The sequence below is a fragment of the Lentilitoribacter sp. EG35 genome, from assembly GCF_040784015.1.
In the GTDB taxonomy this organism is placed as follows: domain Bacteria; phylum Pseudomonadota; class Alphaproteobacteria; order Rhizobiales; family Rhizobiaceae; genus Lentilitoribacter.
This window is the reverse complement of the sequence record NZ_JBFNGQ010000002.1, coordinates 150,620-163,677: the sequence shown is the minus strand read 5'-3', so window position 1 is coordinate 163,677 and position 13,058 is coordinate 150,620. Positions and strand designations below refer to the sequence as shown.

Genomic DNA, 13,058 nt, shown 5'->3' with positions numbered 1-13,058 from the left:
ATCGCTCAAAACTCAATTTTGATCAGAAAATCAAAGCAGCTTTTCATAAGAATCAGAGTTTGTTTTTTCTGCAAATAGATGATTCACAAAAAACAATTCTTGTAAAGTATTGAAAATCACCATAGAATTTCATTGTACAATGAATAAGCTAGTTATGCGAGTGATTCGTTTGGCTTATACTGCATTTGATGAATGCCAAGAAGTGTTGATGGTTTGCAATCGGTAATTTTGGATTGATCTTAATGTGGTTTATCGTGGGTGTTGATAGGTTTAAACTGGTGACAGAATGTTAAGGCAAAGGTAGGGCAATGTTCGGGAGTACTTCCACAATTGATGAGCATCAAGTGGTAGTTATGACACGTGGTCAATTCCTGAACGAACTCGAAGAGAGCACAAATTCTGAATATATAGGTAACGGACTCGATATTGCTCGCCGCTATGTAGGTGCTGCCGGATATCTATTGCTACGTTATGGGACGACAGAAGATAACGTTGTCAGTTCAAATTGGCCATATGATTTGGCGAAGGAATTTGGTCGAAGTATCATAGATGAATATTTCAATGTTGGCCAAATTCCAGAAAGAGTTCAAGTTTTTGAACCAGAGTTTCTAGACATAGAAAATGGGATACAAGTCCCAGTTGGGTATTCAAAAAATGTGTGTGTTATGCCGTTAACTTGCGGTGATAATTATTATGTTCTGTCATTTTTATTTCAAGAAAATGCTTCATACTCATATGACCGACTGCGCGACGTGGTTTTTGCGGCGGCTTATCATGTTGTTGAGTTTGAAACCCACTCCACTGCAAGCCAGCATTACAATGATCTGACGGAACGTGAAATGGAGTGTCTTTCATGGATATCGAAAGGCAAGACCAGTGATGAGATAGCACTAATAATTGGTATCTCGAGAAACACTGTGAATAATTACATAACCAGTATTATGAATAAAACAGCGACTAAGTCGCGTGCCGAGGCGGTGGCGGAAGCAGTGCGAAGCGAATTGATATAAACATAGCTTGAGGGGGCAAATATGGTTAATTATGAACAGGTTAGAAGAGAGCACTCTGCTGATAATTGGAACGGCGATCGAGAGCTAACATCTGCTGCGTCATCTGCTGATCTTTTTCCAAAAGTTGTTGAATTACAGCGAAGATTGGGCGCTCAAGGCTTTGTAATAGCTTCCACGACAAGTGCAATGAATGCGGTGATGCCGCTTAAAATTATCATTGGTAATTCAAGCTATACGCGGGATAAAGTACAACAGGGTTTGATTAAGTCTGTTGGACCAATTTTGGCAAGCCATGTTAGAAAATCACCCTGCCCAGTTTATTGGCATGAAGACAGTAATGAGGCTCATCAATTAGATGTTCCGCGACCTGCACAATTGATATCAATGCCGAACGCATCCATGCATGGCGTAGCTTTTCCGGTGCATCTTGGTGGTCGGAAAACAGGCATTGCGGTGTTTTTTGCTCCCTCAATCACAATCTCGCGCGAAATGCTTATGGACATCCATAAAAAGACTTTCATTCTTCTTAAAACACTTTTGAAAATTGAATTATCTTCAAAAGTTGATGTTATTTCTATCAATAACAGGGAAACGGAGTGTCTACAGTTTGCTGGCAATGGGATGACGAGTGATGATATCGCCGAACAGTTAGGTCTATCTGTGCACACAGTAAACGCGCATTTAAGTTCGGCGACATCTAAACTAGACAGCGTCAATAGAATTCAGGCTATTGCCAAAGCAATTCGGCTTGGTCTGATTAGCTGATTGCCAAAAACTGGTTTGATGAGTATGAATTATAAAATTTTCCCGATCTCATGGTTGATAGCAATGCGATGCATTGAAAAAGCGGCTTGCTCAAACTGCTCTTGAAGAAGGTGAGAGCTTAGTTCCGGATCATCAATTGCCTGTTCAAACTGGATGTGATTGATCTCAATGCTACAGTGATTTTTCTCAAGAGATAGACGCGTGTATACTGTTGTTGTTTTCAAAGAAATTTCAAGATCAAGAAGAATCTTTGGGTCGTTATCCCAATCTACCTGATAATCTCCACCTGATCCTAGTTTTACGGTATCTGGTAAGAAATATAGCTCCGCAGCTGATGTAACAAGATCAGATAAGCTACCATGTTTTTCGTACTTTAGCATTGCAATTAAATCGGCCACGTCGATGAGTCTTAGCTCTTTTGCAATTGGTGCAATCGCATGAGCTACAATTTTTTCATGTTTATTGGTAAGAGAACTTTTCTTCATACTGGTTACTTGATCCTTTGAAGATTCAATGGCGCTTACAATAGCATCTCTCAAATTGACGATATTGTGGCCTTACTGGTTAATCAAATACATTTCGCATATTACACGGCAAGAATCATGGCCGCTATTGAGGCGATTTTTCGTAAACTCGGTGAATTAGTTCAGCAACCGCCTGATAAAACTCCGGTGGAATCAAATTATCAAGCGAGACTTGCGCAAACATTGAGCGGGCCAGTGGAGGGTCTTCAAAAACAGGTACTCCACTCTCTTCAGCAATTTCTCGAATTCTAAGAGCAATTAAATCTTGACCTTTCGCAACAACTATTGGTGCACCTTCGCCATCTGCGTCATATCTAAGAGCAACAGCAAAGTGAGTTGGATTTGCAATAACAAGCGTTGCGCGGGGGATTTCAGACATCATACGTTTTCTTGCTCGGTCTCTTGCAATTGACCGTTGACGTGCTTTAACCATCGGGTCGCCGTCAGCCTGCTTATTCTCATCTTTAATTTCTTGCTTACTCATCCTTAGGTCTTCATACCAAAAATGACGAGTAGAAAAAATGTCAACCACTGCGATGACCGCGGTACAGATAAGGACAATAATAAACACAGTGCGTGCGTGATCTGTTATGACCTGGACAATTGCCGAGGGATCGGCATACATGGTTTGCAGAATTTCCAAATAGTCAGATTGCATAACTAAAGCGACAATTAGCAATACGACCAGCACTTTAGTCATGGATTTCGCGAATTCTACCATGCCTTTCTTACTGTAAATTCTGCCAAAACCAGCCGGGATAGAAAGACGATTGAATTTTGGTTGGATTCTATCAAGAACTGGTCGAGGTACATTTTGAAATATCGAAGCTGCAATACCAAAAATCATAAGTATCGCAAAAGCAGGTAAGAGAACGGCGCTCGCTTCCCAAAACAAATGTTTGAAAATGGCAAGCGCATCCTCCGGTGCAACTATGCGCCACTCTTCCGGTTTCTCAAAAATCCCCTTTAGGCCTCTGGTAATACTGACAACACCACTTGGGAGAAAGAAAACTATGAACAAGAGAGCACCAAGAACGGATGCAAAAGCAGGAACTTCGCGGGAAAATGGAACGTTACCTTTGTCGGAGGCATCGCTAATTTTCTTCTGAGTGGGGTCTTCGGTTTTGGAGTCTTTGTCTTCATTATCGGCCATGAAAAGCCTCGCTTACTGCAAAAGAATCACCCTTGTTCAGTAAACTAGCATCAGGCAGCTGCGCTGTCTTCTCGTAATACCAGTTTGTCCTCACCTGCCAGACGTATTGCTTCTTGCGTAATGGAGCGTCTAGCAACTGCAACTTCCTGTGGTTTGCCGAGATCACCATTTCCAAGTTCAGATTCAATCATACGTCTTTGTCTTGCGCCAATTGAACCAAGCACAGCCTCTTGAAGTTCAGGAATAGCACCGCGTAGAGCCAGGGTGATTGTGTCTCCATTTATGTCATTGAATAATGTAACGCGTGCTTGCTTTGACATTAAGAGAATGTCATCAAACAAGAAGATCTTAGGTTTGACTTTGTTCGCAGTTTCTTCGCTCACATCTTCCAATGCCCCAAGCAAAGATTCAACAACACTTTTATCCAGCTCGTTCATGATATCTGCAACTTTTACAGACCCTGTAGAGTTTTTTTCTGCTTTGAGCTGTTCAACAAGTTCAAGAACTTTTTGCTCGATAATTTCGGCCAAGCGCGGATTAATATCCTTCATATTAACAGCTCGGTGAATGATATCTACTCGGCGTTCTTCTGACATTTTCATTAAGATTTTGCCAGCAAAACCTGATGGAAGCATGGTCAAAATATAAGAAACAGTTTGAGGGTGTTCGGCATCAAGGAATTTATACACAGCATTCGGATCAGCTTCTTTCAACTCATCCCAAATAGTTGTTGTAATGGCTTGGAATTGTGTTGTGCGGCCCAAGAGTCCGTCAACTTCATCCGGTGTAAGGCCTTCTTCGAGGATGCTCTCCATAACTTTAGCATTGTCCATAAGGCCTGTGCCTTCGCTAAAGAGTTCTTCAAACTCTGTGACAAGTTCCTCAAGCTCTTGAGGTGGGATGGGGCGAAGGTTTTGTGCTTTATCGATGATGACTTGCAATTCGGTTTGCTCAAAGAATTTTAATAGTTTTCCCGCAATTGGTTTACCCATTGCAAGCAGAACAGCCGCCGCTTTTTCTGGTTGACTTAATTCTTTGGAACCATGAGCATCATGCTCATAATCATCGTAAATATCCACGATTTTTATCCCGATTTAGGTTTGGAGCCTATGACTTCGATCATTTTCACACCGAATTTGGTATCATCATTTTCCAAAACAGTAATTTCACCACGGCCAATTAATTTACCATTGACCATTATTTCCACAGGTTCACCAATTTTGCGCTCAAGTCCAATGGTTGCACCTTCAGTTAAGTCCATTAGTTCAGATACTTGTAATCGGCTTGTGCCTAGAACAACTTGTACTTCGATTGGTATATCCAAAACCAGATCTGCGCGGGTTTGTGAACCGGTCGCACCGGTAACCGATGTACCGCCGCCAAAGTCCCCCAACGGGGCATCACCGGTGTTTAAACCGCCACTTAGATCGCCGCCAAAATCACTTCCAATATCACCAGCGCCACCGAAATCGCCGCCTAGATCATTGCCCAAACTACCATCGAGGCCTCCATCAAGACCACCGCCTGCTGCTAAATCACCACCAATATCGCCGAAATCACTGCCTAAGTCGCCACCAGCTGCAAAATCACCGCCGATATCACCACCAAAATCGGAATCTAAATCACCCATCAGGTCCGCGCCCAGGTCAGGCTCGGCACTGGCTTCACTGCTTGACAAATCCAAGCCCTCCGAATCTTGCTTCAGTACATCACGCAATCCATCTATCGCATCATCCAACTCAGCGGAATCCGCGCTATCGATATTAAGCTCATTTTCCTCTGCATTTTCTGTACTCATGTTAAATCTTTATCATCCCAAACTTGTCAGGGCCTTTCGGAAACATCAAAATATAATGATGTTCAGACTAATTCATTTTGCATAACTAAAAGTTACTCATCCAATCTTCATCGCCAAAAGGCTCTTCCACACGAACCATATAACGGTTTCCAGCTTTCCCCAGTGAGCAGTTATAGAGGTCTTTTCCGTTTGCCTGAAGAACAACTGTTGGCTCTCCTTCATCTGCGAATCGCAATACATCACCCACTTGTAGACGCCCAATATCATTCAAACGCAAGCGTTCTAACCCAATATTTGCCTGGAGCTTAATATCAGAAGCATATACCTGTTTGGATATCTTCTCAGTCCATTCACTTTGCTCATCGGATTTGCGTCGCCTGCCGGCATTTGTATTGATATCTGTTTTTATGATTTTCGATTGGGGTGTGATGATTGTAATTGTCGTTGTGAGTTTACCAAAGATCACATTAAGCGAAAATGCTACAGCATGATATTCTTTATATGTCTCGTCTTCTATATCCGGTATCGTAGCGACGGGTGTTTCAACTTTGTGCTCGATCGTAGGGTTACGTGTGATTGTTGCTTTTAGTGCTTCATTAACAATTTCGAAAACAACTTTTGAAAGATCAAATTCCAGATTTGATAATGGTCTTGAAATGATTTCAATATTTTCGGGATCATCTCCACCCATTAAACATTCTACGACAGAAATCAGAAGATCATTATTGCAATAAATAGCGATATCATTCGACCAGGTTTTTACTTCGGCTTCACAATAAGTGTATTCACCTTCGATTGCTTGAAGTAATTCTGTTCTCGTACCTTGAACAACATTACCCGCACTAGCTTCTAGAGTGAGATTGTTTTTATCTTTAAAGAGAACCATTAGAACCTGAGCTAACGGAAGAAGTATCTGGTGGCACTTTTCCTTAAGGATCGTCGGATTACCCAACTCGCCAATCATTTGCGCCAAAAGTTCAGGATCTAGCTCGTAATTATCAGAACGTTCCGTGCTATTTGCATCTGTTGATGGCTCCGAATTAGTAGAGGCGTCAGGGTCTACAGAAGAGGAGGTTTCTCCATCTACTGCATCTTTTACCTCGTCTGCGACGTCTTCGTCAGCCATATTACTTATTCACCGCCGCCGCCAGGGTTCATCATTTCCTGCTCCACATCATCAATTGTTGGACGCTCATAGGATGAAATGGTTTTGCGTCCATGTTCCAGCGCTACTTGCGGAACGGATCCGTTCATGTAGGCAAGCAGCGTTTGTTTAACAACGGTATAAAGGCGCAGTTGTTTGGTACGTACAATTTCGACTTGGTGTGTAAGCGGTTGCATAACGCAATATGACAAGAAAATCCCTAAAAATGTACCCACAAGCGCGGCTGCAATCAACCCACCCAAGACATCGGGTGGTTCATTAATGGCGCCCATCGCTTTAATGATACCCAAAACGGCTGCGACAATCCCAATCGCGGGAAATGCATCACCCATAGTTACAAGCGAATGTTGAGAATGCATTTTGTCGTGGGTAAGAGTATTGATCTCTTCATCCATCAGAGCTTCGATTTCGTGCGGCCTAGCATTACCGATAATGATTAAACGAATATAGTCGCAGATAAAGGATGTTAGTTCCTTGTTAGCCAATACAGTGGGTGCTGAGATAAATATCTCAGACTCTTCTGGATTATCAACATGGGCCTCAATTTCATTCCGAGATTTCGTACGAAGATCTCTCATAAGCTGATAAAGCAAACCCAGCGTATCGAGGTAGTGACGTGCTGTGGGAACATCGAACTTAAATGCTTCCTTGAGCGCCTTACCGCAGTCTTTGATTATCTTTGTCGGGTTAGCCATGACTAAGCCGCCGATACCCGCACCGCCAATAATAACGAGTTCGAATGGCTGTACCAATACACCCAATTTGCCACCCATGGCCATGTAGCCGCCTAAGACACAGCCGATAGTTATCACGACGCCGATTATGATATTCATACTGTTTACCGCCTTTGAAATATCATTCATGCGTACGCTTTGATCCTTGTGTGAAGCTGAATCATATGAAAATCGTGAATGTGCAACGGACAGTTTCGCGCAAGACAATTTACCTATTTTGGAACTGAAAATTTGGAGAATGCTGTCTATACGAGCCTAAAGGAACGTTCTAGGTGGGTTCCACCTGAGCGGCCAGGAGATATAACATGACGACCTTAACTGATTACCGCCTCATAACTCGGGATATGTCTGCATCTCTTAAACGAGTTTCGGAAGAACCCGTCGTCTCAAGAGAAACGAAATATTACCTGGAAAATATCTCAAAAGTGGACACGATTGAAGACTTTCTGGCTGATGATAGGTTGTTTAGCTACGCGATGAAGGCTCATGGTCTTGAGGAAATGACATATGCCAAAGGCTTGATACGTAAGGTTTTGGAAGGTGGAACTGAAGACGAAGACGCGCTCGCAAATAAATTTACTGATCCACGATATAAAGCATTTGCAGAAGCCTTTGACTTTAAGACCCATGAAGGCAATGCAACTATTTTTACAAAAGCTCAACAGGGTACAGTTGATAAATATCTACAGCAAACCCTTGAAGAGAATGCAGGAAATGACAATCAAGGGGTTAGACTTGCCTTATACTTTGAGCGAAAGCTTCCCGAAATTTTGGAAGATAGTTCCTCAGATAGGTCGATAGCTTTTTCTCTTCTAGGTGATAATGCGCTAGGCGAAGTAATTCGAACCGCTTTGAGTATTCCACCTGAATCAGCTGCGGCCAATATTGATCGTCAAGCAGATGCTATCCTCGATAAACTGGATTTCGATGAGCTGAAAACGCCAGAGGGTTTAACCAAATTTCTGGAAGATTTTACTGCGCTTTGGGAAGTTAATAATTCTTACGGCGATCCGTCATCGGCAGCATTGCTTGGTCAATCAGCCGGATTTGGAATTTCATCTGACCTTATGCTGTCTATAAATAATCTGAAATTGGGTGGTCGTTAATGCAAAGTGCTCTATATGTCTCGCTATCTTCGCAAATTGCACTTGAACGACGTTTAACAACAATTTCAGGCAATATAGCCAATGCGAATACAACTGGATTTCGTGCAACTGAGATCAAATTTAGCGAAGTTCTAGATGGCGTAGGGAAAGTAAAAACATCCTTTGTAAGTCAGGGGAATGATTTCCTCTCTACAGAAAGCGGTGGTCTGCAATCTACAGGGAATGCCTTTGATTTTGCGGTAAAAGGTGATGCGTGGTTTATGGTAGAAGGACCCGCTGGGCCGATGCTAACGCGCGATGGGCGTTTTACTATGACAACAGAGGGAGAATTAACCACAGTTAATGGATTTCCTGTTCTGGATGCTGGCGGCGCACCTATTCAGCTTGATAGTCAAGCAGGTGAACCAACCGCAACTCAAAATGGTGCACTTTCACAAAACGGGCAAACCGTGGCGAATATTGGATTGTTTACCGTTGATCTATCAGCCGGGTATCAGCGTGTTGCTGAACTTGGCGTTCTTTCAAAAAATGTTCCTGAACCCGTTGTGGATCAGACGGATGTTGGGGTTCATCAAGGATATATTGAGAAATCCAATGTTAATCCGCTGTCTGAGATTAGTGAGCTGATTCAGGTTTCACGGGCTTTTGAAAATAGTACTTCAATGATGCGGGATACCGACAAGACATTTAAAGAGGCTATCCGCACACTTGGCGGTGGTCGCTAGATGAGTTTGAGTAAGACCAAATCTTATGAAGTTGAGTTTTTACAATGTCCATAAGACCGACTTTGCCCGAGATTGATAATGCGCTCCGCGCATTCGACGCTTCAAACCTCTTACGTGTCGGTGGGCGTGTTACTGCTGTTTCACAAGGTTCTTATTCAGTTGCAGGTCTTTCGCGTGATTTAGGTCTCGGAGATTTTGTAGACTTGGAGCGGTCAGGCAAACTCTATCCAGGCGAGGTCGTACATGTCGGGCCGGAAGAAGTAGTAATTTGTCCCCTTAAAACAGATAATCCAGCTCATATCGGCGATAAAGTTTTTCGCAAAGGCGGATTTGAAATTCAGCCTGATCTTGCATGGTGTGGACGTACAATTAACTCTCTGGCAGAACCGATTGACGGATTGGGGCCACTAAAGATGGGGTCAGAAAAAGTTCCACTTTCGTCTGCTGCACCTCCTTCGATGCAAAGAAATAGAGTGAATACGCCTATTCGAACGGGGGTAAAGGTTGTTGATATATTTACGCCGATTTGTCAGGGGCAGCGATTGGGTATCTTCGCTGGATCAGGTGTTGGAAAATCCACCATGCTTTCGATGTTTGCCAAGACCGCAGATTTTGACCGCGCTGTTATTGCCCTTGTTGGAGAACGCGGGCGCGAAGTCCGTGAGTTCATTGAAGAGACAATGGGCGATAATCTGGCAAAGTCAGTTGTAGTTGTGGCAACAAGTGATGAAAGCCCAAGTCTTCGGAAAATGGCCCCTTTGACTGCGATGGCTACAGCTGAATATTTTCGGGACCGAGGTGAGAATGTTCTCCTGATCATCGATAGTTTAACACGGTACGCACATGCCTTAAGAGAAATTGGTGTTGCATCGGGCGAGCCTCCTGTAGCCCGCGGTTATCCGGCATCGGTTTTTACCGCGATGCCGCAATTGCTGGAGAGGGCTGGGCCAGGTGGGAAAGATGCAGGCGCCATAACGGCAATCGTTTCAATATTAATTGATGGTGATAATCATAATGATCCCATCGCTGATAACGCTCGCGGTATATTGGACGGTCATTTGGTTCTTGATCGTTCTCTCGCGGATGCTGGACGTTATCCACCCGTTGACCCAATGGCTTCCATTTCCAGATTGGCACGCAAGGTTTGGAGTAGTGATGAAGAAGTTCTCGCCAATCGTATCAAGGCGCTAATCCATAAATATGAAGAAACTCAGGATTTGAGATTAATAGGCGGCTATCGACCGGGAACAGATCCTGATTTGGATATGGCTGTCGTACAGGTGCCAATTGTTTATGAAAATCTGAAGCAGACTCCATCGGACCCCTCATGCCAGGACGCATTCGGAGAGCTGGCCAGTGCAATGAAGGCGGCGGCTTTTGCAAATGAACCGGCCGAAGGTAGCCCTGCGATCGGGCAAGGCACAGGAATGAGATAATGTCTGAATTCTATGATGACTATGAAGATGAGTTTGGAAATGAATTTGAAGAGGACCTGCTTGCCGATGTTGAAGAACAAGTAGACAAGAAAAATAGGAAAGCACGTCTTAATGTTGACTTTTTGCTTGGGGTAGCAGGCATTTCCCTTGCTCTTTCATCGGCATTTTTTCCTTGGTACGTATTTGTAAATCAGGAAAAGTTTTCTATCAAGGAAATGGCATATGGGGATGATCGTATTCTGCCTGGAACCTGGCAGGGTAGGGCAATCGTGAATGTCTCTCCGCAAGCAATCCCTGGCCGCGATATGGGTATCAAAAATGTACCATTGCCACCAGATGATATTACAACTGCGTCTATTCCGGAGACTCCGGATGAGCCGAGTTTAAAGGAAGATAAAAACGGCCCCAACCTTCAAGGTCAGCCATTTCCTTCCAAGCCAACCTATCGATTGCTGCATGTTGTCAATGGACGAGCGCTTATTGAAGATTCATCTGGAATTTATATGGTACAGGTTGGGTCCGTCCTGCCCGACAATAGCAAACTTGCTGCATTAGAAGAACGAGATAATGGTTGGGCGTTGATCACATCTGATGGTGGCGTTTTCGAAAACTAGTTGCTTCGAAGGGCAGATCACCAGTCCCGCGCAAGATTGTTTTAATATTCTGTAAACGGAATTGATAGGATGATCTTATGCAACCAATTCAGCTTTTTAAACTGGCTTCTGAGCAAGCCCAGTGGTTATCGGTTCGACATACCGTCGTAGCTGGCAACATAGCTAACGCTAATACGTCAGGTTATGTCGCTAAAGATGTAGCACCTTTTAACGCAGTGTTGGAATCTGCCGGCAGTAAAATGGCGGCAACGCACCCCGGTCATATCAACGAAGCTAATGTGCGCGGGTCAACCCAAAGTACTGAGATTAACGGCATAAGTGTGCATCCGTCAGGCAATACCGTAAGCCTTCCCAATGAATTATCTAAGGGTAGCGAGATCAAACGGCAATATGAAATCAATGCTGGCATTGTCAAGAAAATGAATAATATGATGCTTGCTGCGGTGAGGAAATAATCATGGTTGACCCTCTCTCTTTATCTTCGAAAATTGCATCGAGTGGCCTTGCTGCTCAAGAGACCCGATTGCGCATTATTTCCGAGAATATTGCAAACGCACAATCAACTGGTGATACACCTGGTGCAGATCCGTTTCGCCGAAAAACAGTTTCCTTTATGTCTGTACTAGACAACGTGACAGGTTCTTCAAAGGTACAAATTAGTCGGCTGGGTACGGATAATTCTAGCTTTATCAGATCTTTCGATCCAAGCCACCCGGCAGCTGATGCTGAGGGTATGGTGAAAATGCCAAACATTAATCCACTGATTGAGCTGGCTGATATGCGCGAAACAAACAGATCATATGAAGCGAATTTGCAAACTATCCAGCAAACACGTGAATTGGTTTCCATGACACTCGAATTGTTGCGAGCAAACTGATGAATTTAACCATCCAACAAATGTCAGCAATTAGTGCAGGAAAAAATATTGATCCGGTTAAGACGGCATCTCTGTCGTCAATTGCCTCTGCCGCAAATGCCAGTTCAGTTGCAGGGCCAACGGGCCCCGGTTTTGGTGAAATGATGACAAGTTTAGCGACAAATACAGTTGGTAATATTAAGCAAGCTGAAAAAATTTCGTTGGACGCAGTTACCGGTGAAGCTGGAACACGTGAAGTTGTAGATGCTCTAATGACGGCAGAAAGGTCGTTGCAAACGGCGATCGCGATTAGAGATAAAATAGTAACCGCATATCTCGATGTGTCGAGAATGCAAATATAGGATATTGTAATGAAGGCTCTTTCTATCGCTGCAACGGGTATGAATGCACAGCAGATAAACCTTGAGGTTATTGCGAATAACATCGCCAATATCAATACGACGGGTTTTAAGAGATCTCGGGCTGAGTTTAGTGACCTTCTTTATCAGGTTGAACGAAAACAAGGTGTGCCAAATTCAGGTAATCAGGCAATTGTTCCCGAGGGGGCTCATGTAGGGTTGGGTGTGCAGTTGGCCGCCGTTAGAAATCTTCACATTCAAGGTAGTTTAGCTGCAACTTCAAATAAGTTCGATCTTGCGCTCATCGGGCGCGGCATGTTTCAAATTGAAACACCGTCCGGAGAAACTTTATACTCTCGTGCCGGTACATTTAACACAAATGAAGAAGGGGTTCTTGTTAACATAGACGGATATGAGATCGAGGGTGGCATTACATTTCCTGATAATACCAGCGAAGTTATCATTTCGCGTTCAGGGCAAGTTTTTGCCCGCGAGGGGACCAATGTTGAATTGACTGAGGTCGGACAGCTAACGCTTGCAAACTTTACCAACGAAGCAGGCCTCGAGCCGTTGGGTGAGAACCTTTTTCGTCAGACCGCAGCTTCAGGTAACCCCATATTGGGAACACCGGGCGATGAAGGTTTTGCCCATATCCAACAAGGCTATTTAGAAACCTCAAATGTTGATCCAGTGAAAGAGATTACAGATCTGATTTCAGCGCAACGGGCATATGAAATGAACTCTAAGGTTATTAAAGCAGCAGACGAGATGGCAAGCACGGTAACACAATCACTTAGGTAATTTCTGAAAGGA

The 13,058-nt window shown here is 43.7% G+C and carries 16 protein-coding genes; 10 read left to right on the top strand and 6 right to left on the bottom strand.

The window, feature by feature from the left end:
- The first annotated feature begins 353 nt into the window (after positions 1–353).
- On the top strand, positions 354–1,010 hold the full coding sequence (locus AB2J24_RS04690; protein ID WP_162654197.1) for a helix-turn-helix transcriptional regulator: 657 nt from the start codon (positions 354–356) through the stop codon (positions 1,008–1,010).
- A 21-nt stretch (positions 1,011–1,031) separates the two neighbouring features.
- A complete protein-coding gene (locus AB2J24_RS04685) occupies positions 1,032–1,775 on the top strand; it encodes a response regulator transcription factor (RefSeq protein ID WP_367384628.1) in 744 nt (247 codons plus the stop codon).
- 29 nt (positions 1,776–1,804) lie between these two features.
- Here AB2J24_RS04685 and AB2J24_RS04680 read toward each other — a convergent pair whose 3' ends face one another.
- The 6 genes from AB2J24_RS04680 to motA form a co-directional block, all read right to left on the bottom strand.
- The gene (locus tag AB2J24_RS04680) at positions 1,805–2,260 is read right to left on the bottom strand and encodes a hypothetical protein (protein WP_162654195.1); all 456 of its coding nucleotides are present in this window, start codon (positions 2,258–2,260) and stop codon (positions 1,805–1,807) included.
- 124 nt (positions 2,261–2,384) lie between these two features.
- A complete protein-coding gene (gene flhB / locus AB2J24_RS04675; RefSeq protein ID WP_367384627.1) occupies positions 2,385–3,452 on the bottom strand; it encodes a flagellar biosynthesis protein FlhB in 1,068 nt (355 codons plus the stop codon).
- 50 nt (positions 3,453–3,502) lie between these two features.
- Positions 3,503–4,531 (bottom strand): flagellar motor switch protein FliG, encoded by a 1,029-nt coding sequence (locus AB2J24_RS04670; protein ID WP_420883617.1) that lies wholly within the window; start codon positions 4,529–4,531, stop codon positions 3,503–3,505.
- A 5-nt stretch (positions 4,532–4,536) separates the two neighbouring features.
- Positions 4,537–5,250, bottom strand: a complete 714-nt coding sequence (fliN, locus tag AB2J24_RS04665; RefSeq protein WP_162654193.1) for a flagellar motor switch protein FliN — start codon at positions 5,248–5,250, stop codon at positions 4,537–4,539.
- 85 nt (positions 5,251–5,335) lie between these two features.
- Positions 5,336–6,376: a FliM/FliN family flagellar motor switch protein gene (locus AB2J24_RS04660; RefSeq protein ID WP_367384626.1), complete on the bottom strand. Its 1,041-nt coding sequence runs from the start codon at positions 6,374–6,376 to the stop codon at positions 5,336–5,338.
- A gap of 5 nt (positions 6,377–6,381) precedes the next feature.
- Complete coding sequence (motA, locus tag AB2J24_RS04655) at positions 6,382–7,248, bottom strand: flagellar motor stator protein MotA (protein ID WP_367384625.1); 867 nt, start codon at positions 7,246–7,248, stop codon at positions 6,382–6,384.
- Positions 7,249–7,454: 206 nt separating this feature from the next.
- On the opposite strand from motA, the gene AB2J24_RS04650 reads away from it, so the two are divergent.
- From AB2J24_RS04650 to flgG, 8 genes are all read left to right on the top strand, one after another.
- Entirely contained in the window at positions 7,455–8,255 is an 801-nt protein-coding gene (locus tag AB2J24_RS04650) for a DUF1217 domain-containing protein (protein WP_367384624.1), read from the top strand.
- The gene (gene flgF, locus AB2J24_RS04645) at positions 8,255–8,980 is read left to right on the top strand and encodes a flagellar basal-body rod protein FlgF (protein WP_367384623.1); all 726 of its coding nucleotides are present in this window, start codon (positions 8,255–8,257) and stop codon (positions 8,978–8,980) included. The genes AB2J24_RS04650 and flgF overlap by 1 nt, the downstream gene beginning before the upstream one ends.
- Positions 8,981–9,024: 44 nt before the next feature.
- Positions 9,025–10,416 carry a FliI/YscN family ATPase gene (locus tag AB2J24_RS04640; RefSeq protein WP_367384622.1) on the top strand — a complete coding sequence of 464 codons (1,392 nt, stop codon included), beginning with the start codon at positions 9,025–9,027 and terminating at the stop codon, positions 10,414–10,416.
- Positions 10,416–11,030 (top strand): flagellar protein, encoded by a 615-nt coding sequence (locus AB2J24_RS04635; protein ID WP_367384621.1) that lies wholly within the window; start codon positions 10,416–10,418, stop codon positions 11,028–11,030. The genes AB2J24_RS04640 and AB2J24_RS04635 overlap by 1 nt, the downstream gene beginning before the upstream one ends.
- A gap of 77 nt (positions 11,031–11,107) precedes the next feature.
- A complete protein-coding gene (flgB, locus tag AB2J24_RS04630; protein ID WP_162654187.1) occupies positions 11,108–11,485 on the top strand; it encodes a flagellar basal body rod protein FlgB in 378 nt (125 codons plus the stop codon).
- Positions 11,486–11,487: 2 nt separating this feature from the next.
- Positions 11,488–11,907 (top strand): flagellar basal body rod protein FlgC, encoded by a 420-nt coding sequence (flgC, locus tag AB2J24_RS04625; protein ID WP_162654186.1) that lies wholly within the window; start codon positions 11,488–11,490, stop codon positions 11,905–11,907.
- Entirely contained in the window at positions 11,907–12,248 is a 342-nt protein-coding gene (locus AB2J24_RS04620) for a flagellar hook-basal body complex protein FliE (protein WP_162654185.1), read from the top strand. Before flgC ends, AB2J24_RS04620 begins: the two co-directional genes overlap by 1 nt.
- A gap of 9 nt (positions 12,249–12,257) precedes the next feature.
- Positions 12,258–13,046, top strand: coding sequence for a flagellar basal-body rod protein FlgG (gene flgG / locus AB2J24_RS04615; protein WP_162654184.1), 789 nt, complete (start codon positions 12,258–12,260; stop codon positions 13,044–13,046).
- Positions 13,047–13,058: the final 12 nt, after the last annotated feature.